13 protein-coding genes are annotated in these 21,845 nt (G+C 45.3%); 9 read left to right on the plus strand and 4 right to left on the minus strand.

All coding sequences use genetic code 11. From position 1 onward, the window contains the following. Window positions 1–1,097 precede the first annotated feature (1,097 nt). From FAM09_RS21795 to FAM09_RS21810, 4 genes are all read left to right on the plus strand, one after another. On the plus strand, window positions 1,098–2,552 hold the full coding sequence (locus tag FAM09_RS21795) for a carbohydrate-binding protein (protein WP_136579264.1): 1,455 nt from the start codon (window positions 1,098–1,100) through the stop codon (window positions 2,550–2,552). Window positions 2,553–2,573: 21 nt separating this feature from the next. Beyond that, window positions 2,574–4,436, plus strand: coding sequence for a glycosyl hydrolase family 18 protein (locus FAM09_RS31305; RefSeq protein ID WP_243751745.1), 1,863 nt, complete (start codon window positions 2,574–2,576; stop codon window positions 4,434–4,436). A 139-nt stretch (window positions 4,437–4,575) separates the two neighbouring features. Then, window positions 4,576–7,167, plus strand: a complete 2,592-nt coding sequence (locus tag FAM09_RS21805; protein ID WP_136579265.1) for an Ig-like domain-containing protein — start codon at window positions 4,576–4,578, stop codon at window positions 7,165–7,167. A gap of 418 nt (window positions 7,168–7,585) precedes the next feature. After that, entirely contained in the window at window positions 7,586–8,170 is a 585-nt protein-coding gene (locus FAM09_RS21810; protein WP_136579266.1) for an SHOCT domain-containing protein, read from the plus strand. Between the two features lie 146 nt (window positions 8,171–8,316). Here the strand turns inward: FAM09_RS21810 and FAM09_RS21815 are convergent, their stop codons facing one another. Beyond that, window positions 8,317–10,326, minus strand: coding sequence for an FAD-dependent oxidoreductase (locus tag FAM09_RS21815; RefSeq protein WP_208025626.1), 2,010 nt, complete (start codon window positions 10,324–10,326; stop codon window positions 8,317–8,319). Window positions 10,327–10,388: 62 nt separating this feature from the next. Further along, window positions 10,389–10,940 (minus strand): Crp/Fnr family transcriptional regulator, encoded by a 552-nt coding sequence (locus FAM09_RS21820; protein ID WP_136579267.1) that lies wholly within the window; start codon window positions 10,938–10,940, stop codon window positions 10,389–10,391. Between the two features lie 674 nt (window positions 10,941–11,614). Between FAM09_RS21820 and FAM09_RS21825 the strand changes: the two genes are divergently transcribed. The 5 genes from FAM09_RS21825 to FAM09_RS21840 all read left to right on the plus strand — a co-directional run bounded on the left by FAM09_RS21825 (window position 11,615) and on the right by FAM09_RS21840 (window position 18,794). After that, window positions 11,615–14,605 (plus strand): SusC/RagA family TonB-linked outer membrane protein, encoded by a 2,991-nt coding sequence (locus tag FAM09_RS21825; RefSeq protein WP_243751747.1) that lies wholly within the window; start codon window positions 11,615–11,617, stop codon window positions 14,603–14,605. Window positions 14,606–14,671: 66 nt separating this feature from the next. Continuing rightward, on the plus strand, window positions 14,672–16,306 hold the full coding sequence (locus FAM09_RS21830; protein WP_136579268.1) for a RagB/SusD family nutrient uptake outer membrane protein: 1,635 nt from the start codon (window positions 14,672–14,674) through the stop codon (window positions 16,304–16,306). Window positions 16,307–16,517: 211 nt separating this feature from the next. Further along, complete coding sequence (locus FAM09_RS31130; RefSeq protein ID WP_208025627.1) at window positions 16,518–16,700, plus strand: hypothetical protein; 183 nt, start codon at window positions 16,518–16,520, stop codon at window positions 16,698–16,700. Then, window positions 16,673–17,818 (plus strand): NCS2 family permease, encoded by a 1,146-nt coding sequence (locus FAM09_RS21835; RefSeq protein ID WP_208025628.1) that lies wholly within the window; start codon window positions 16,673–16,675, stop codon window positions 17,816–17,818. The genes FAM09_RS31130 and FAM09_RS21835 overlap by 28 nt, the downstream gene beginning before the upstream one ends. A gap of 166 nt (window positions 17,819–17,984) precedes the next feature. Then, window positions 17,985–18,794 carry a 5'-methylthioadenosine/adenosylhomocysteine nucleosidase gene (locus tag FAM09_RS21840; protein WP_136579270.1) on the plus strand — a complete coding sequence of 270 codons (810 nt, stop codon included), beginning with the start codon at window positions 17,985–17,987 and terminating at the stop codon, window positions 18,792–18,794. 84 nt (window positions 18,795–18,878) lie between these two features. On the opposite strand, the gene FAM09_RS21845 is transcribed toward FAM09_RS21840, so the two are convergent. Both FAM09_RS21845 and FAM09_RS21850 read right to left on the minus strand, forming a co-directional pair. Beyond that, window positions 18,879–19,568 (minus strand): DUF6250 domain-containing protein, encoded by a 690-nt coding sequence (locus FAM09_RS21845; RefSeq protein ID WP_136579271.1) that lies wholly within the window; start codon window positions 19,566–19,568, stop codon window positions 18,879–18,881. Between the two features lie 151 nt (window positions 19,569–19,719). After that, a complete protein-coding gene (locus FAM09_RS21850) occupies window positions 19,720–21,645 on the minus strand; it encodes a rhamnogalacturonan lyase (RefSeq protein WP_136579272.1) in 1,926 nt (641 codons plus the stop codon). Window positions 21,646–21,845: the final 200 nt, after the last annotated feature.

Genomic DNA, 21,845 nt, shown 5'->3' on the forward strand with positions numbered 1-21,845 from the left:
ATAAACGCACAATGCTGAACGCTCAACGTCTAACGCCGAACGCAGAATGCCGAACGCTTGACGAGCAAGCGAACACATAGTACTAAAAACACTAATGATGATGATTAAACGCTCAACGCAGAAGAAGTGAATTACGTTTTACGTTTCACATTAACGCATAGCAATTCGCTTCGCGTTAAGCATCTGGAATAACAAAGGATAAAATAATACCAACCTGCAGCTCCTGCATTGCTGAATCTTTTTAGCATAGCAGAAAGGTACATTTTACTGAAGGCATAAAGCAAAACGTATTCAGGCGTTTTGCGTTAAGCATTCCGCGTTTTGGTAAAAAACAATTGAAGAAGGTAATTAGTAATTGCAGTAAAATAGTTGTAGAAGCAGTTGCAAAGTAAAAGCGCTTTAAAATAATTTCTTTACGAAAACAGTTTTATTTTTTTCCACATTATAGATTACCGTTATAGGAAATAGAAAATAAAAATAAAACACATGTACATTAACAAGGCATTGTGGTGAATAGGTATTCTTAAGATGCTGCATTGCTTCCGTGTTATATAGAGGTATTGATAACCGTGTGGTGCCCATATCCATCGATGCTGAAATTATCGAGTAATTTTACTCTTTTTCATCATCATAATCATTTATAGCTTTGAAATTCCAAAACGATTTAGCGATATGAATTAATTGGAGTGATTTTTGCCTTCACCTTCTTCGTAGAAATCACTTGTTTGTAAGCAGTAAGTAAGTTGTAGTTGCATCCCTTAGCACTTAAGTGGGTAGTACCACTTCCCTGGCACTGTATAGGAATATCAATATTTTTTTCCCCCTTTCAATCTCTATTGCCAACCCTACACTTTGTGAATGGTTGTGTGATGGGCTATGACCGTTGCAAGTTTCAGGTTGCAGGAAATCAGTTACCGGTTGCCCATTACAGGTTTCAAGTTGCAGGAACGTCAATGGTGAATGGTGAATGGCTTGCTACGATGTGAGATCACTAATCAATCTTGCCAGCCGGAAATTATTGCCGATTCACGTTTCACGTTTCACGATTGACGATTCACGAAGAACGATCCATATTTTAAACCACAAAACACTTTTCTATGAAAAAGTTTCTACCCACCTGTTTATTGTTGGGTGCATTGACCACGCTACAAAAAAATGCCCAGGCACAGAACTGGCAGCTAGTGTGGCAGGATGAATTTGACAACGGCATCAGCGCCGATTGGGTTTTTGAAACCGGCAACGGTACCAACGGCTGGGGCAATAATGAATTACAATATTACCGCCGGGAAAATGCTACTGTCGAAAACGGACAACTGGTGATCACTGCCAAACGCGAATCTATCGGCGGCTATAATTATACTTCTACCCGTATGAAAACCCAGGGTAAGAAATCCTGGAAATATGGCAAGATCGAAGCACGCATCAAGATGCCTGCCTTCAGTGGCATATGGCCTGCGTTCTGGATGCTGGGTGATAATATTTCTACTGTAGGCTGGCCGGCCTGTGGTGAAATTGATGTAATGGAGCATATCAATGCCGAGAACATAACTTATGGCACTCCACACTGGTTAGATAATAATAATCAGCATGCCTCCTATAGTGGTAACACCGCTTGTACGGTAACTGATTACCACGTGTACACGGTTGAATGGGATGCCAATTATATCCGTTGGTTCTTAGATGGCGCCAAATTCCACGAAATGTATATTGGCGGTGGTATCAATGGCACCAGCGAATTTCAGAACAATCACTTCATCCTGTTGAATATGGCTGTTGGCGGTAACTGGCCCGGCTTCAACATCGACCTCAACGGTTTCCCGGCAAAAATGTATGTTGACTGGGTACGCGTTTACCAGGATAATGGCACTCCACCCCCACCACCTCCCGGCACATTGATACAGGCAGAAAGCTATAGCAATATGCAGGGCGTGCAAACAGAAGCTACCACAGATGCAGGCGGCGGAACGAATGTTGGCTGGATAGATGCTACCGACTGGCTAGCCTATAACCCGATCGTTTTCCCAACTACCGGTACTTATAAAATTGAATACCGCGTAGCCAGCCTGAATGGCGGTGGCCGTTTGTCGTTAGACCTGAACGCCGGCGCCATTGTATTGGGAGAACTGGCTATTCCTTCTACCGGTGGCTGGCAAAACTGGACCACTATTTCACATAACGTGCATGTTAACGCCGGTACATATACGCCGGGTATATATGCAATAGCAGGTGGCTGGAATCTGAACTGGTTCCGTATTACACCATTAACTGCGAAAGCCGCCAGGGCCGACATGTTGAACAACCTGATCGACAATTCTGTACAAACGGGTAAAGCATTCAACATTTATCCCAACCCGGTTCAGCAACAATTGAACATCTTAAGTGGTGAATCATTGACTGGTGGTTTGATCCGCATTTTTGATATGAGCGGTAAACAGGTTATGACGGCGCGCCCTGCCACCAATCGCCTCGATGTATCAGCATTGGCACCAGGTGTGTACACGCTGGTATTCACTAAAAACAAAACAAGGATCACCAGAGAGTTCGTAAAATAATGGATCACTAAAAACTTTATCATGAAGAAAATTTTATCGGCAAGTATATTCCTTCTTTTACTTACATCGGCACAACGCGTAGCTGCCCAATTTAAAGTGGTAGGCTACATGCCCTCCTGGGCAGGCGATGTGAACGCCATACAATACAGCAAGCTTACTCATATTAACTACGCCTTTGCCTTACCTACCTCTACCGGAGGTTTACAGGCCATTGAAAATCCTGGCAAACTGCAAAGCCTGGTTTCCCTCGCGCATGCCAGGGGCGTAAAAGTGCTGATAGCCGTAGGCGGCTGGAACAATGGCGATGACAGTGGTTTTGAAACGCTGGCAGCCAACAGTACTTATCGCACCAACTTTGTAAACAACCTCATCAACTTCGTGAATCAATATAGCCTGGATGGCGTTGATATCGATTGGGAATATCCCGATGCAGGCGCATCTGCCAACAACTACGCTGCATTGATGACACAACTGGCTACTGAAATGCACAACCGCGGTAAATTATTAACCGCCGCTGTTGTTGGAATTAACGGAGGCAGCATTCTCAACAGCGTGTTCAATGTAGTTGATTTTTTAAACCTGATGGCGTATGATTATAACAACTTCGACCACTCTACTTATAGCTACGCTCAACAGTCGTTCAGCTATTGGAAAGGACGCGGTTTACCGGCTTCAAAAGCGGTAATGGGCGTGCCTTTTTACGGAAGACCAAGCTGGGAAACATTTGCTCAACTGGTTGCCCGTGGCGCTGATCCTTACGCAGATGTATTCAGCGGTGTAGGTTACAATGGCATCACCACTATAAAAAATAAAACCAACCTGGCATTTGATGAAGGCAATGGTGTAATGATCTGGGAATTGTCGGGCGATGCTACCGGCGCCAATTCATTATTATCTGCCATTCATGAAGTGGTGTTGAACAGAGGCGGCGGCACAACAGGGGTGGCTACCTTCTACAAAGATTGCAGCTATGGCGGCACAGCTGTTTCCTTACCTGCGGGCAGCTATACCCGGGCGCAAATGATAGCCAAAGGCATTAACGATGACGAGATCTCTTCTTTAAAAGTTCAAAACGGCTACAAAGTAACGTTATACTGGGATGACAATTTCACCGGGACTACCCTGGTTAAAACTGGCGACGATGACTGCCTGGTAGATGATGGCTGGAATGACAAGGTAACTTCCCTGGCTATTGCAGCAAACACCGGTTCAGGCATTTTTATCGAGGCTGAAAACTATAACAACATGGCCGGCATACAAGTGGAAGCTACCACAGATGCAGGCGGCGGATCAAATGTTGGCTATATCGATGCTACCGATTGGATGGCTTATTACAACATCACCTTCCCAACTTCAGGTACTTATAAAGTAGAATACCGTGTGGCCAGTTTAAATGGCGGCGGTCGCGTATCGTGCGATCTGAATGCTGGTGCTATTCCATTGGGCGCCGTTGATATTCCTAATACCGGCGGCTGGCAAAACTGGACTACCGTTTCGCATAATGTTACCATTACTGCAGGCACATACAACTTTGGTGTGTATGCACAAACTGGTGGCTGGAATTTGAATTGGGTTCGCATTACACCGTTAAGCGCAAGAGCGCAGGCAGCACGCGCTGATCTGTTAAGCAACCTGATCGATAATTCAGTACAAACCGGGAAGGCGCTCACCATTTACCCCAACCCGGTGCAGCAACAACTGAACATTGTAAGCGGTGAATCTTTATCGGGTGGTATCATCCGCATCTTTGATATCACAGGTAAACAGGTAGTTACGGCTCGTGCGGCTGTTAACCAGCTCAATGTATCATCGTTAGCACCTGGTGTATATACCCTGGTGTATACAAAGAATGGTAAAAAGATCACGCGTCAGTTCATTAAGTAGTTACAACAGTTCATTAAGTTAATAATAACCCTGTCAGGTCCTAAACTGCACGTGTACATATAACAATTATATGTATACATCCGCAAGTATTGGCCCTGACAGGTTTTTAATTTACTTTCACCCTCATTAATCAAGCACCATGCACAAATTAAATCTGTACCTGCTGGTAGGCCTGTGCGCAATAGGTTCCGTAACCTATGGTCAGGACAAACGCTATCCAATCGGCAGTAGCACCAATGTCTTAAACGATTTTCGCCAACAACTAACTGCAACACAAAAACCCAATGGCATCCCTCGCCTGCAGTTAAAAATTTCTTCCTCCCTTACCTTACCAGCTTCCATCACCCATCGCCGCATGCTGGGCACGGGCGCAGAACAACTGGCAGGTAGCATTGAAAATGTCCCTAATTCTTCCTTTTACCTGATGATCGAAGGCAAATCAGTGTATGGACACATTTTGTTGTACAATAGTAGAAAAGCCTACAAATATTCCGCTGATAACAGTGGAGCCGTATTTGTAGAAGAAACAGATATCAACAATGTAGTTTGCATCGACTATCAAAAAGCACCTGCAAGTACAACCGAATCCACAACTTCCGATGCGGTAGCTGCTGTTGCCGACCTGCAAAGCTATCCCGGTGGTAACGGATGTGTATTGCTCGATTTCGATGGACAATATGTTTCCGGTACTCCCTGGAACAACGGTAACCCGATCACTGCAGCCCCGGCTAACTTATCAGATGCTGACAAGGAAAACGTATGGAAAATGATCAGCGAAGATTACCGGCCGTTCCATTTGAATGTAACAACCAGTGAGGCCGTTTTTAACACGTACCCAAAAACGAAAAGAATGCGTTGCATTTTTACACCTACTAATACGGCTGCCCCGGGAGCCGGCGGGGTAGCTTATTTAGGTTCATTCAGGTGGAATGATGAAACGCCTTGCTGGGTGTTTAACGGTGGCGCCAAAGCAGCCGGTGAAGCAGGTTCGCATGAAGTGGGCCATACATTCGGGCTTTCACATGACGGTAGAACATCGCCCAATGAGGAATATTATAGTGGTCAGGGTAATTGGGCGCCGATCATGGGCGTAGGTTATAATAAATCGCTGGTACAATTCAGCAAAGGAGAATATGCCAACCCCAGCACCACGCAGGATGACCTGGCTACGATCGCCAGCACAACATATGGCGTAGGCTACCGCGCCGACGATTATGGCAACACGATCGCCGCAGCGGCTTCCCTCAACGTTGATGCAACGGGCAACGTAAACAATGCAGGGGTGGTTGAACGCACCGGCGATGTGGACATGTTTTCCTTCAACACCAGCGGCGGTACAGCCAACTTCAACTTTAACCCTAACGCCAGTTATCCCAACCTGGATATTGTAGCAACAGTATACAATACCAGCGGAACAGTTATTGCCACTTCCAATCCCGCCACCTTAAATGCCAGCATCAGCACCACGCTTGCTGCAGGTACTTATTATGTTTCGGTTACGGGTACGGGTTCAGGAAGTCCTACCGTAAGCGGTTATTCCAACTACGGATCACTGGGCAATTATACCATTACCGGTTCGGTATCCGGCGGTTCTACCCCAACGGGTATCGCCATCTTCTATAAAGACTGTAATTACACCGGTACCTATGCCATCGGGTTGAACGCAGGCAATTACACAACTGCGCAACTGACAGCGAATGGCATCTCTAATAAAGACATCTCGTCTATTAAAATAACTCCAGGTTATGAAGTAGTGTTGTACAAAAACGACAATTTCGCTGGAACCTTCGCAGGCTATACAGCAGATGTTCCCTGCCTGGTGAGCAGCGGCTGGAATGATTCCGCGTCTTCTGTACGTGTGCGGTCCGTAACCAATACCTTGCCGGTAATAAGCATTACAACACCTGCCAATGGCGCCACTTTCATAGCACCGGCCAGCATTACCATCAATGCAACTGCATCAGATGCCGATGGCGCTATTAATAAAGTAGAATTCTTTAATGGCAGTACCAAACTGGGTGAAGATGCATCGAGCCCGTATTCATTTACCTGGGCAGGCGCAACGGCCGGCACCTATACAGTAAGAGCTGTTGCTACCGATGACCGTGGTGGACAAGCTACCGCCCAGATCACCGTAGTTATGAACAACCCGCCCGGTGCTATCGTGTATAAAGATTGCAACTATGGCGGTTATGCCATCAACATGCCGGTTGGTACATACACTGTGGACCAGTTGCTATCCCGGGGCGCTATTAACGACGATATTTCATCTTTAAAAGTAACCAGCGGGTATGAAGTGATCCTGTACCGCGATAATAATTTCGCAGGCCCTGCTTATTTGTTTAGAAGCAATTACCAGTGCCTGGTGAGCGTGGGCTTATCAGGTGGTACCACCGTAAACTTAAACGACTGGACCAGCTCTGTAACCGTTCGCCCAACTGCTGCACAGGCCTCGCCTTTTGTTGATGGCGGCGTAGTACCATTTACCGATTACACCGCTACCATGAAGATAATGCCCAACCCGGTTACCAATGAAATGGTTATTCAATATGGCAACATGGGCGACTATTTTGATGTAAAAATAGTTGACGTACATGGCACCGTTGTGTATTCTGCGCCGCGCATTTTAAGCGGACAGCACATTAACATTTCCGGCCTGAAAACTGGAATGTATTTCATTAAAATAAGTACCAACAAAGAAACAATAACGAAGAGAATATTAAAACGCTAACATAGGAAAGGCACAGAGGCAAAGGGCATAAAGGCATTTAGGAACACTCATTAGTGCAATTCTATATGCCTCTATGCCCTTTTCCCTTTCTTATATCCTCGTTGCCTTGTTGCCTTTATGCCTTGTTGCCTTTATGCCTTGCAAAGGCAAAAAAAACGACAGTGACCTCAATATCTACTCTTAGAGGCACATTTTAACAGACCAATATTTTTTTGTATATTAGGATACAATTCCCTCATCTCCTGAAAACGTTACCAGCTTCCTGAAACGAACATCTTTAAGAAAGGGCCATACCATAGCCTTAATTCCTTCATACATACTTCCATCCCCAATGAAAGGCTGCAGATCCGGTAGCCTGGCAATACTATTGATATCCCGGGAGCATTCAACCATTTCTTCACTATAAAAACTATGTGTTATGAACTTTCTGTTAATGCATAAGCAACGCCGGTTCATTTTGATACTGGCAGCCATAGGCATTATTGCCGTTTTTCTTCCCTGGGTTACAGTGGGCGGCATTTTTGGAGACAGCCTGAACGCCAATGGATTTAATGGAACTGGCATCGTTGTATTCCTGTCCCTGGTAGCTGTAGCGGTTATTGCATTAATGGGCGACCAGAAAAAAGCCGAAGAAAGAAATATGTGGATGATAACCCTGATGGCAGGCTTTATAGCCCTTCTTTTTGCGATCATAAAATATAGCCAGATCTCGGGTAGCGCATTTGGCATTGTATCGGCAGGCTATGGTTTGTGGATTGCCCTCGCAGCCTCCCTGGCAGTGATCGTATTCGCCTGGTTATTTAAAAATCCCGGCGACACTCTGCAAAGCGGGTTCGATAGTTTAAAAAAGAATATGCCGCACACCTCGCATACTGATCAAATAACAACAACCACCAACACTAACGTTAACAGAATGGAAGAATTGGAAAAACTGATTGAATTAAGAAACCAGGGAAAGATCACGGAAGCAGAATACCAGGAAATGAAATCGAAGCTGATGTAAATACCCGTTCTTTTTTACAAAGCCCGCCTGATCATAAATATCGGGCGGGCTTTTTTTGTATCCTGGAATTTGACTTTTGTAATTTTTCTTATTGCCTTTTTGCCTTCTCTTTGGGATTTGTCTTTTGTGTTTTGTGATTTTCTCACTTATTTTCCATCGGGAACTAATAATATAGCATCCGCTACAATGGCCCCATCGGCATTGGCCGCCTGAATGGTTACATGCGCATTGGAACCGGCCGGTAATTTATACTTACCAACCAACACCCACTCACCGGAAGTTTGTCCCTGTACTTTAATATCGTCTTTCTTCAGCGATACTTTAGCTTCTTTGGCGCCATCAAACACCGTGATCAACGTTTGTGAGGCCAACTTATCATAGCCGGGCAGCACATACGTATAAATGTTGTACTGACCTTCTTTTACAATAACCGGCTTGTACTGTACTGAGCGTTCTTCGGCAGATGGCGCATCGGCCGTAAGCACAGATGGACCATAGCCCATACGCTCTTTGGTTGCCCAGTTACCTTTTATTTGCACTTGCTCTGTATTGGCATTATCAACCACAATTTCAGCTACACTGCCATCGGCCAGCGGATTGGTCTTAAGCGCCTGTTGCAGTTGTTGCACATTAACTTCCTGTACATCGGCTTTTGTTTGAATGGCCATGGAAGCAGCCGTTGCGGCAGCTTGTGCCAGCACCATAAAAACTGGTTCCATGCGTATTGAACCATATGCAATATGACTGGCCGATAAACATACCGGCACCAGCAGGTTCTTACATTCTTTTGCCCGGGGAACAATTGAACGGTACGAGATGGGATAAGGACCGAAACCGCCTTCCTGTACATCGCCTTCATTCTTTACCATCCTGTTCACCACAACACGTTGGGCGTTGTGCGAATCCATCGTATAAGCGGCCATACCAATGCCATCGGTCACCACTTCTTTTCCAATGCAGTTGGCCTGTGTCATTACATAGGCACTGATCATTCTGCGGGCTTCGCGCACATACAATTGCGGTGTCCAGTTATTATTATCGGTGTATTCGTCTTTAGGATATCCCCAGGTCAGCATTTCCTTGCGCAGGTGCTCCGGCACGCGGGGATCGTGCCCAAGGAAATACAGCAAACCCTTTGTATAAAGCTCATGTTGCTGCCTGAATTTCTTCCGCTTCTCCTGATCGCCTTCAGGGTAACCAATGTTCATCCCGATCATATCGGTTGAAAAGGGACCGTTGTTGTTGATATCTGTTTTATGATTGGGCATGTGGTCGATCTTCAGAATAGCGCCCAGGTTAGCAGCCGGCTTTTTCTGCAGCAAACGCAATAACAATTCATACATGGTTGAATCATACCCTTCGGGCCGGGTAATGTCTATACGATTGGCCGGAGCGTCGGTAAGACAGATCCGGTAATTATACGCCTGCAATTTTGTATCTGCCGAACCATTCGGGTACAATATATTATCCGATACGCCCCACAACAAACCACTTTTCGCGTCGCCCGGAACTTTATATGGGTCTATACCATCGGGAAATTGGTGCTTGTCGCGCAACTGTACGCCATTAATAGGTTCATTATACCAACTGTTAGATTCACGGCCCACTGTAAACGAAACGCCGGATTTGGCCATCAGGTCGCCTTCATACGAACAGTCGATGAACATTTTCGCCTCTACCCTTTTGGTAGTGAGCTGTCCTTCTTCATTAATGTAATTCAGTTCTAATTCCTTTATATACCCGAATTCACTTCTTACACTAAGCAGGGTATGTCCCAATGCCAGGTCAACCTTAGCCGATTTGATGTATTGCATAAACACCTCCCTGGCCACATGCGGTTCGAAGGTCCAGGATTCAAATTTGCCATACTTCTTCCCTACTTTCCGGTAAAAATCAAGCCCCAGCCCGGATACCGCATATTTATTACCGATATCTGTAAAGCCCAGTCCACCGGAAGTCAATCCGCCAACATGTTTACCCGGATCTACCAGCAAAACAGATTGATGCATTTTTTTAGCTGTGTAGGCAGCTATAACGCCGGCCGAGGTGGCGCCATAAATGCAAACATCAACTTGTACAGGTCTGGGATTTTGACTATGAGCAGTAAATACAGAAAAAAAGAGTACGATTAAAGGGAGCTTTCGAAGGTTTATCATAAGCAACCATTCAATGAATATTTAGGTTTTAAAAGCAACACCTAAACGCCGATTTGTATTTATTATTTCTTACTTAGCGAAGAATCGGTGATTCCCAACAGGGAGGCCAGCAGATCTTTGGCCGGGGTATTTTGTATGAACTCGTGGTGATTTAATAAATGCTCATATCTTTTTTGAGCAGATAAGGTTTGTACCGATAGTACGATTTGCGCCAGCCTGATAAACGCCTGCTCCCAGGTTTTGCGAACCAGTTCGCTCCAGGCAGGATATTTCGCCAGCAGCTCATTCATATTTTTTCTGGATATATATAATATCGTACAGTTCTCAATGGCTTGTATATTAAATTTTGCCTGACACTGATAGGTATAACTTTCGAGGTCGGTAAAAAAATTCCCTTCAAACACAAACCAGTTGGTGACGACCATATTGTCGACCATCGTATAAATACGCAGTGAACCGGTTTCAACAAAGTAATAATTGTCGCAATATTGCCCGGCTTTTATCAGGTGGGATTCCTTACCCAGGGTCATTGACTGAAATGAATGGACCATATGCTCCAACTCATTGTCCGTTACGGAAATGGTGCGTTCAATATGGTCTTTCAGCGTTTTCATTTAATCATTTATAACGGGCGGGATGGCGCAACAGGGCGGGATGCACAATTCAACAGGACCATAACCGGTACTCAAAGGTATGATTTATAATAGGCAGTACATATAGGGGGAAATACTATTTCGGAATTAATAATTTGTTTTCCCTGATTCGTAAGTTCTATATGATTTTTACTACTATGTTTGTGGCTACGCAAACATTACAAGTCCAGCGGAGCCCCAGGTAGATCCCGGGGATTCCGCCTGGCACAAGCGGGAAAACCGGTAGAAGCTGCAAGCAATACAGCTAAAAAGCCAAGGGCTGAAGGCCGGAAGCAAAAACCGCTACAAGCCGCAAGCTACACGCTGCAAGTAATCCCCCCAACATCACGCTGTCAACTTGCTCCTTTATTACCTCTCTCAACTCCACCAACCTTATCAACCAGTTAACCTGTCAACTCCTCAACTTACTTCTCCCCACTTGCTATTACAACGTTAGCAACTACTACAGCACTAAAACCGCAATAACTTAATACTCAGTTTACATTTTAGTAACATCGAAAGTTTCCCTTTGCACCTTCTTCAAAAATCATAAGAACCATCCTTTCCTATCGCTAACGGAGCTATGCCTGCATTATAAAATTTAAATTTATAGAGGTTCACCAGATTCCCAATCTCGTAACACCAAACATTTATTTATGAGAAAAAAAATCATGCGTTTTTTTTGTTTCCCGCCTGCCCAAAAAACAACCTTATTCCTGCTAACAGCCTGCTTGCTGTTGTTAACAGTGCCGGCTTTAGCCTTCCAACAACCAGAAAGAATAATTAAAGGAAAAGTAACAGATGATAATAATGAGCCGCTCGCCAATGTAAGCATTTCACTAAAGGGTAGCCGCAAATCGGTGATGACAGACCAGGAAGGAAAATTTGAAATCAGCGTTACATCAGCTAAAGCAGTACTGTTGATCTCTTCTATAGGTTACATCACGAAAGAAGTACAGGTTGACAATCAAAATTCAATCGATGTAAAACTCACGCACCAATCGAAACAATTAAGCGATGTAGTGGTTACTGGTTATGGCAGATCGAGTAAAAAGAATATCACCGGTTCTATAACCAGCATCAACAGCGACAACTTTAACCAGGTGGTAACTGGTTCGCCTGCACAATTGCTGCAAGGTAAAGTACCCGGCTTGAATATTGCCCGAAGCGGCGACCCCAATGTGAAGCCTACGGTTATCCTGCGCGGGCCTTCTACCCTGCGCGATGGCGCCAATGAGCCTTTCTATGTAATTGATGGTGTGCCCGGCGCTTCGTTAGACCTGGTAGCCCCGAATGATATCGTTTCGATCGACGTATTGAAAGACGCCTCTTCTACCGCCATTTACGGTTCACGTGCAGCCAACGGGGTAATCATCGTTACTACCCGCAGGGCCAAACAGGGTCAAACCACATTATCTTATAATCCGTACGTTGCTATAGAAACCGTTTCTAACAAAATTGATATGCTGAGCGGTGATGAGTTAAGGGCTTATCTCGCAAAAAACGGACAAACCTTATTGTCGCAATACAACGACAGCGGCGTTAATACCAACTGGCAGGATGAAGTAATGCGTACCGGTATTTCGCACAATCATAACCTGGGCTTTAATGGTTCGCAGGGAAATACCCTTTTTGGCGCCAGCCTCAACTACTTCGATAATCAGGGAATTGTTAAAACTTCTTCGCTGAAACGCGTAACCGCCAGAGGTATGCTCGAAAGCAAGTTCTTCAATGAACGCTTAAAGCTTGGCATCACTTTATTAAACAGCACAACCAAACACGTTGATATTGACCAGGGCGCCCTGTTTAATAATATGCTTACCTATATGCCTACTGTAAGTGTACGCCGCCCCGATGGCTCATTCACCGAAGACTTCAGCCGTGGGGGTTATTTAAACCCTGTTGGTATAGTTGCCAACAACGATATCGAGAGCAAAGAAGAAAAAACTTTATTGACCGGACTGGCCGAAGTAAAGATCCTCAAAGGACTGGTATATACCCTGAGCATCTCCGGACAAAAAGAACAAACCAACCGGAACATCTATAACAATGCATTTTCAGGTCAGGCGGTTGGCGCCAATGGCCGGGCTTTTCGCAGCAGCTATGAGAACATCAAACAGGTAATTGAGTCGTTCTTTAACTACGAAAGATCATTCGGCCAGCATAACATTAAATTACTGGGTGGGTACTCCTGGCAACAGGACCGCATTGGCGACGGTTTTGGCGTTTCAACACAAGGCTATACCAACGACCTGCTCACCTTTTATAACCTGTATGTAAGTAATCCGTATACTGTTGGGAATATCAAATTTGATAATGCCATCATCTCTACGCTGCGGTTGATCTCTTACTACGGACGGATCAACTACCAGTTCGATGATAAATATCTATTACAAGCTTCACTGCGTAACGACGGTTCTTCAGCTTTTGGTAAGAATAACCGTTGGGGTTACTTCCCGGCTGTTTCTGCAGGATGGCGTATTTCACAGGAAGCGTTCATGGCCGATCAAAAGATCTTTGATGAATTGAAACTGAGGGCCGGTTATGGCGTATCGGGTAACTCACTTGGTTTTGATGCCTTTACTTCTATTGTACGCTATAGTTCAGGCGGCAGGTTCTATTATAATGGGCAATACCCGACCGGATTGTTACCTGTACAAAATGAGAACCCCGACCTGAAATGGGAAAGCACTGCAATGACCAATATCGGTCTTGACTTTTCGGTATTGCGCAACAGGGTAAGCGGTTCAATAGATTATTATATCAAAAATACGTCTGACCTTATCTATAACTATCCCGTATCTACTACCCAGTATTTTGTAAACGTATTAACGGCCAATGTTGGTAAAGTAAAAAATACCGGTATTGAAGTAACCTTAAACGCTACGCCAATATCAAACAACCGTTTCAACTGGACCACTTCTGCCAACTTTGCGCATAATAAAAATGAAGTGGTTTCTTTATCGAACGACAAATTCACCGCGTTATCGTCTATACCCACTGCATACCTGGGAGGGAAAGGCCAAACCGGCAACTGGAGCCAGGTGATCATGGAAGGCCAACCGCTGGGCACCTTCAGCTTGTGGCACTATATGGGCAAGAACGATGCCGGCACCAGCACGTTCCAAAAAGCCGATGGAACTGTGATTGCCAGCCAGCCGCTTACATCAGACTACTTTATTGCCGGCAATGCACAGCCTAAATTGATGTTTGGCTGGAACAACACTTTTACCTATAAAAACTTCGATCTGAACTTCTTTTTGAGAGGAGTTACCGGTAATAAAATTCTGAATAATACGCTGGCCCAATTGAATAACCCGGCCGATTCAAAAAATCTCAACGTCCCTAAATTCACGTTGGGCGAAGCATTTACCGACAACATTGCTTACCTCACTTCTGACCGCTTCCTTGAAAATGGTTCGTATGTGCGCCTTGACAATGCTACCCTGGGTTATTCATGGAAAACAAAGATCCCGGCTATCAGCAAATTGCGATTCTTTGTTTCGGGAAACAACATCTTTACCATCACCAATTATAGGGGTATAGATCCGGAAATAAATATCGGCGGATTGACACCAGGTATTGACGCTAAAAATTTCTATCCCAAAACAAGATCGGTCATCATTGGCGCCAACATAGTATTCTAATACTATGACGCGCTTTACAGGTTGTTCAAAAAAATTAAAGTAAACGCTTCAATAAAAAATTACCAGATGAAAAAGCTTTTGATCGCATTATCAGCTATTACCGTAATGGCGGGTGCGTGCACCAAACTGGATGTTAAACCCGAATCACAATATATTGATACCAATTTCCCCAAAACATCTGCCGACTACCAGGCTCTGATCGGACCTATTTACACGCAACTGGCCAGCAAATATGCCATTGAATATTTCCGGATGCAGGAACTGACCACTGATGAAGTTATATTGCCCGGCCGCGATGGCAACTATGATGATGGGGGCCAGTACCGCCAGCATCATCATCACACTTATACACCCGATCACACCAATGTAAAGGATGTTTGGGAATGGGGATTTGGCGCAATCAACACCTGCAACCGGGTATTGAATAATATCAGCAGTTCAACCCTTGCGGAAACGGACCCCATTCGCATAGGCGCCATTGCAGAAGTAAAAGCAATGCGTTCCCTGTTCTATTTCTTTATGATGGATATCTATGGCAATGTTCCCATTGTTGACACCTTCCCTGTGTTGAACCTTCCTACTACCAAACAAAGGATTGAAGTGTTTCAGTTCATAGAAAAAGACCTGAAATCGATTGTAAACAATCTGCCCGTAAAAAACGCCAATAACGCCACCTTAACCTACGCACATCCCACCAGGGCCATGGCATATGCCTTACTGGCTAAAATGTACCTCAACGCAAAAGTATATACCGGCAGTGAAAGAAAACAGGAAACTGTACAAATGTGCGACAGCGTAATTGCCAATACACAATATAAGCTCGATGCCAGCTATGCAGCGGTATTTGCACCGGATAATGGTCCTGGTATTACAGAAACCATTTTTGCCATTCCGTACGATGCTTTACAATTAGATGGAAACCAGTTTACCCGTCATGCTTTTATGGCTTATTTGTGGCCCAAATATGGTGTCCCCAACAACCTGAGCATTTCCATTAGCACCACGCCTGAATTTTACGACAAATTTAATTTAGCTGGCGATGAGCGGAACAATACCTGGTTAGTAGGAAAACAATATAACTGGGATGGCACACCATTTACTATAAAAATAAAAAAGAAGGACCTCGATGCCAGCTATACAGGCACCAATAACGACACTACCTGGCAACTGGAGATCACCAGGGCCATTAAAATGACCGGCACCAAACCTTTTGACGTGGGTAACGATTACCTGGCCCGGTGCATGGGTATCCGTTCTATCAAATATTATCCCGACAAAGCTACTACCGCGGCTACCCGTATGAGTGGTAATGATATGCCGATCTTCCGGTTAGCAGATGTTTATTTAATGAAAGCGGAAGCCATTGTACGTGGCGCCAGCGCCACTACCGTAAATGGCGAATTGCAAACAGCGCTGGTATTATTTAATAAAGTGCGTGCGCGGGCAAAAGCGCCGTTAGCAGCATCGGTTACACTCGATGAACTGCTGGATGAGCGCGGCCGCGAATTACACTGGGAAAACTGGCGCCGGAATGACCTGATCCGTTTTGATAAATATGAAATAGAATACCCCATTCCCGGCGATGTGGCTACCTCAGGTTATACGCCCGGTATGAATAAGGATCCCCGCAGAAGGCTCTTCCCTATTCCGTCTTCGGAAAGAAAACTGAATACCAATTTGGTGCAGAACGATGGCTATTGATAAGTACCCTTATTGTTATTGCTAAGAGTAAAGGGTGGGTCCATCTCTAAGGTGGGCTCACCCATTTCTTTTCATTATACCAACCATGTGAGCTCCGCGGAAAGATAGCTCACCCACAGTCCCCCTACACCTCCTCCCATACTTTTTCCCTTTGATTTAAAGGGAACCCCACCATTTTTCTTCCTATCTTCAGCCCTTAACCTATCACTGCATGTTTTTAGCCGACGCGACCAAAAACAAAAGCACCGTTACCACCGAGATCATTGCCGGAGTATCCTCTTTCCTGGCTACCGCTTATATTATTGTTGTGAACCCGTCGATACTCAGCCAAACAGGCATGCCTTTCAGCGGCGTATTAACGCCACCGTGCTGGTGTCGTTTTTCAGCAGCCTGATGATGGGCTGGTATGCGAAGAACCCGGTGCTGGTAGCGCCTGGCATGGGCCTCAATGCGTTTTTTACGTTTTCGGCGGTTATTGGTATGAAAGTGCCGTGGCAGGTGGCTTTAGGCGCTGTTTTCTGGAGTGGCATACTTTTTCTGGTCCTGTCGGCATTCAACATTCGAACCTACATCGTACACGCTATACCGCGGCCACTGCGTTACGCCATTGCTGCGGGTATAGGTTTATTTATAACACTCATCGGCTTTGTGAATGCCGGGTTTATCGTGCACAACCCCGCAACTATAGTAGGTATTGGAAAATTACAACCGGCCCTGCTTACGTTTTTTGCCGGACTATTATTTACAGCCGTACTGGTAACCCGGCAGGTAAAAGGCGCTATCCTTATAGGCATTGTGTTCACTACGCTGGCCGCGTTGCCCTTAGGCCGCTGGTGGGCAGAAGGCGCAGCACCGCTGATCACCTGGAAAGGAGTTTTTGCAGCGCCCGATTTTAGTTTGTTATTTAAGCTGGACCTGGTACACTCACTGCAATGGTCGGTTATACCGGTGATCTTTGCCTTTGTATTTACCGATATGTTCGACAGTCTTTCCACACTGGTAGGCTTATCAGAAGCAGCCAACCTGCTGGATGAAAACGGCGAACCACGCAATATTAAACGCGCTCTTATAACCGATGCCGTGGCCACTACTATTGCCGGTTTGGTAGGTTCCAGCCCGGGTACTGCTTATATTGAATCGGCTGTTGGAATTAAAGAAGGGGGAAGAACAGGGCTTACAGCCATTACCGGGGCGTTGTTGTTTTTACCCTTTTTGTTTTTGGCGCCCCTGTTATCTGTTGTGCCCGCTATTGCCACCGCGCCAGCATTAGTGTTAGTAGGCGTGTTCATGGTGCAACCGGTTACAAAGATCAACTGGTTGAAACTGGATGAAGCCATACCGGCTTTTCTGGCTATGGTGATCATTCCCTTTTCGTATAGTATTACGCAAGGCATCATCTGGGGTTTCCTTAGCTGGACGGCTATTAAACTGATCACGGGGAAGAAGAAAGACATTAGTATTGCGTTATGGATAATAGATGCCTTTGCGATTTTAGCTTTGATACTTGAATAGTTCTTAGTTTTTAGTTTATTGTCGTTGGTTTATAAGTTCGACATAACCGACTTATAAACTCATTAATTTACAAACTCGTTACCTTGTTGCCTCGCTGCCTTGACTTTACTTGCAGCTTGCAGCCTTTTTCACGATTGCCGCTGCCTTTCAACATCAACCAACCACCATGCGTACAACCATCGTTCTATTAGCCTGGATTTGCTGCTCCTTCGCCACCCAGGCTCAGGCAAAAAATTCAAACGTTACCGGCATACTTGGCGCTTTTGCAGATGAGATCAACTACCTGTTAACACAGGTACAGCAAAAGAAAGAAACGATTATTCAGCAGGTTCATTTTACTGAAGGCATTTTGCAAGGCAAAAAAGTAGTGATCGCGCAAACAGGAATTGGCAAGGTGAACGCTGCTATTACCACTACGCTGATGCTGGAACATTATAAACCCCGTGCTATCATTTTCACCGGTATTGCAGGCGGTGTAAACCCTGCCTTACAACCCGGCGACCTGGTTATAGGCACCCGCGTTGCTTACCACGATTACGGCGCCATTGTTCCCGATAGCATTGTAAGAAAACCTACCCGCAACCCATTTACACTAAAAGAAAATCCACTGTATTTTAGCTGCGACACTGTTCTGGTGGCCCGCGCCCGCTCTATCAGTCATAATATCTCACTGGAAAAAATTCGCCGGGCGAATGGCGAACAGGCGCCTCAAATAATTAGCGGCACTATTGTAACCGGCGATGTATTTGTATCCTCAAACCGCGCCGCACAGAACCTGGCAGATCAGTTACAGGCAGATGCAACCGAAATGGAAGGCGCTGCCGTAGCACAGGTATGCTGGCAACAAAAAACACCCTTCATCGTCATCCGCAGCATGAGCGACAATGCCAATAACAATGCCCATACCGATGTAGCTGCCTTCTATCAAATTGCCGCGCGCAACTCTGCTAAGTTTGTAATGGCGATTTTAAAGTAGCTTATTAGTGAGTTCTTGATTCGTTAGTTCCAGGTTCTTAAAATTTGGTTCCTGGCATTTGCTTTTTGGTTCTTACTCCATGAACTAATTTTCCATTTGATACACTTTAAATGTAGTGATCTCCTGGTGCGATTTGGTACTGCGAAAACCAAAATAACCTTCCTGCAACGGAGCCGGGTCTTTATAGGAGAAATAACATTGTCCATCTACCCAATAAGAAGTGACGCCGTTCTTTACAACAATAGCGATGTGATATACTTTATTCACCTGTAACAAATGCGCTGGATCTGTAAATTCCTGCAATAATCTTCTCTTCCCATTACCTTCATATTTCCTGAACCGGGTTGTTTTATTGCTGTTCCCACCCATGCCTGCATAATATAGTTGCAATGAATCGTATGACTCCAGCACACCCTGCCGGGTGAATAAGTATTTATTACGGGGATCACTGGCCATCCAGAAATTGTTAAGATCTGATAACCGGTCATTCGCGCCACCTGCCATTACAACTACCCGGTCGTATTCAATGCGGATATTATTTTTAAATAACCTTTTCAGCCAAACTGTTACCCCACCTTTGGTATCCAGCACCAGGTTACCATTTTTTGTATGTACAGAAGAATTCGGAGCAGGCGCCATTTCAACGATCCATCGGCTGGTATCTAAAGAAGTAGTGAAATTGTCTGAATGGATCAGGGTGCCTCCCGAAAGAACGGAGGTATCAACTGGCTGAACCTGTGCCACCGAAGCAAATTGCAATACACTTATAATCATCAACGATATAATTGACCTCAAAATACTATATGCATACCTGGAGCTTTCAGCATTACCCTTTTGGCTTTTGGCTTCTGGCTGTATTTGTATTTGCTTATAGCTTGCAGCTATATTTGTATTTGCTTTTAGCCTGCAGCGGTTCATACACCGGTTAATTTTTAGTAGTGGTAATATCAGGTTGCGATTGCGGTTTCATGCCAGCCCCTAAATAAAATCCGGGGTGCGGCGGCTGGTTATAACTTACGTTTTGCCAGGCAATCGCCAACCGGTATTGCGGATCGTGCATCAAGGTATAGAAACGATAATCGGTTGGAATGGTGGTGGTATAAATGCGCAACGCTGAGTTGTCTGTTGTTCGCCACATCACTTCTTCGCGCCAATCGCCAAACAGGTCTGCACTTAAACAAGGCGTGGCTTTTGTACCGTTGTTAGCCGTACAGCCATCTGCCGTAAGCAGGTTGATCGTTGTTTCATTTTTCCAATCCCATTTATCAATGCGGTTCTTATCCAATAACTCACGGGTAAGGTCCCCATCCCACCAAACAACGAAATTGGTTGAAGACGGCGTTTTCTCTGTGATGGTTTTTCCATGTACATCGCGCAAACCGCCTGGTCCACCCCAGTTCTCAAACCCAGGATGAACAGGATCGATATCTGCGGCAACGCCGCGGCCAACATCTACGCCCGGCGCCAGGCTGAACAATACTTTACCGGTCTTTGCATCAAACAAGGCAACGCCCGGTGTTTGCAAGGCCAGTGTTTTTTCTTCCGTTTCATGAATGCCAAACACCTCCATACCGGCACGCTCAGGGTCCATATCGGTCATATGCAATGCATCGCCATGACGCAGCCCGGTTGTGAACAAACCTTTGCCATCATCATCAATTGTCATGGCGCCAATGCAGATCTCATCTTTCCCATCGCCATCTACATCTGCCACACTCAGGCTGTGATTGCCCATGCCGGAGTACGGGTTGCTGCCGTTCTTTGAATCAAACACCCACCGGCTGGTCAGTTTTCCATTCCTGAAATCCCAGGCCGCCAATACAGAACGTCCATACCAGCCACGTACGAATACAACGCTGGGACGAACGCCATCCAGATAAGCGATGGCGGCTGTAAAGCGATCTGCCCGGCCGCCGTTATTATCGTTACCGCCATTTCCGCCTATACCGCCCCAACCATTCAGGGGGTACCGGTCTGGAATAAACGTACTGGTAGCTAATGCCGCGCCGGTAAGGCCATCAAATACGGTCAGGTACTCCGGACCATTCACCACTTTTCCATAAGTAGGATCATTAGCAGTAAATGTTCGCCAGTCTTTCGTGCTATCGCCAATGATCTTACCTGTGCCGTCTATAGTACCATCGGCCGTTTTGCAAACAACTTCTGCCCGGCCATCGCCGTCCAGGTCATACACCATCAACTGGGTATAAGCTGCGCCGGAACGGATATTCTTACCCAGATCAATGCGCCAAAGTAGTTTACCAGTTAAGGTATAGGCATCTAATATTTGTGGACCGGTAAACCCGGTTTGCGGCGGGTTCTTTCCATTAGAGGGTTCCCATTTCAGAATGATCTCATATACCCCATCGCCATCCACATCGCCTACACTGGCGTCGTTGGCACTGTAAGTGTAGGATTGGTCCATTATGGTTGATGACGGCGGTGGCTGTAATGGTATGGAAAGATATTGCCTTACAGGTGCATTTACTGCCAATGAAAATTCTCCTGAGCCTGTAGTTACTTCTTTTCCATCCACTACCGGTTTTACCAGCCAGGTATTAGTAGTTGATAAATCGGCCAGGGAATCAATAAACCAGGTAACGGTTGCAAGCGGAGATGCATTGAGCTTTACCGGCGTTTGTGTTCCGGACTTACGGTAGATATTAAAAGCAACTTTTGTTGATTCAGTACCTAACAAGCGCCAACTGATGAACACCTGGTTTTCGCTGCTACGTATTGCCACCACCCCACGGTTCAACGTTTCCATTTGACGTTGTGCATTGGATGTGCTGACCCCCAAAATAAAACAGGTAATACAAATAATAGCGAAGGATATATTTCGTTTTAGCATATCTAATTCAGCAAGCAATTTACCGTTATATTAATTCACGAAAATTAGATAGCCCTATGAAAATACCATCCTGCACCAACCTGAAGAAAATTGCTGATTTATAGATTTTGAGATTTGTCAGCATGATGTTCTTCATAAAATTCCAACATTTCTAAATCCCAAAATCAGAAATTCTAGCAAAACATTGGCACGCTTTTTTA

The organism is Niastella caeni, from assembly GCF_004834005.1.
Lineage (GTDB): Bacteria > Bacteroidota > Bacteroidia > Chitinophagales > Chitinophagaceae > Niastella > Niastella caeni.

Excerpts from the sequence above, each read along its gene's own strand:
- FAM09_RS21795 (WP_136579264.1), top strand. The coding sequence starts at position 1,098 with ATGAAAAAGTTTCTACCCACCTGTTTATTGTTGGGTGCATTGACCACG.
- FAM09_RS21850 (WP_136579272.1), bottom strand. The coding sequence starts at position 21,645 with ATGCTAAAACGAAATATATCCTTCGCTATTATTTGTATTACCTGTTTT.
- FAM09_RS21840 (WP_136579270.1), top strand. The coding sequence starts at position 17,985 with ATGCGTACAACCATCGTTCTATTAGCCTGGATTTGCTGCTCCTTCGCC.
- FAM09_RS21815 (WP_208025626.1), bottom strand. The coding sequence starts at position 10,326 with ATGATAAACCTTCGAAAGCTCCCTTTAATCGTACTCTTTTTTTCTGTA.
- FAM09_RS21820 (WP_136579267.1), bottom strand. The coding sequence starts at position 10,940 with ATGAAAACGCTGAAAGACCATATTGAACGCACCATTTCCGTAACGGAC.
- FAM09_RS21845 (WP_136579271.1), bottom strand. The coding sequence starts at position 19,568 with ATGATTATAAGTGTATTGCAATTTGCTTCGGTGGCACAGGTTCAGCCA.
- FAM09_RS31305 (WP_243751745.1), top strand. The coding sequence starts at position 2,574 with ATGAAGAAAATTTTATCGGCAAGTATATTCCTTCTTTTACTTACATCG.
- FAM09_RS21825 (WP_243751747.1), top strand. The coding sequence starts at position 11,615 with ATGAGAAAAAAAATCATGCGTTTTTTTTGTTTCCCGCCTGCCCAAAAA.
- FAM09_RS21805 (WP_136579265.1), top strand. The coding sequence starts at position 4,576 with ATGCACAAATTAAATCTGTACCTGCTGGTAGGCCTGTGCGCAATAGGT.
- FAM09_RS31130 (WP_208025627.1), top strand. The coding sequence starts at position 16,518 with ATGTTTTTAGCCGACGCGACCAAAAACAAAAGCACCGTTACCACCGAG.
- FAM09_RS21830 (WP_136579268.1), top strand. The coding sequence starts at position 14,672 with ATGAAAAAGCTTTTGATCGCATTATCAGCTATTACCGTAATGGCGGGT.
- FAM09_RS21810 (WP_136579266.1), top strand. The coding sequence starts at position 7,586 with ATGAACTTTCTGTTAATGCATAAGCAACGCCGGTTCATTTTGATACTG.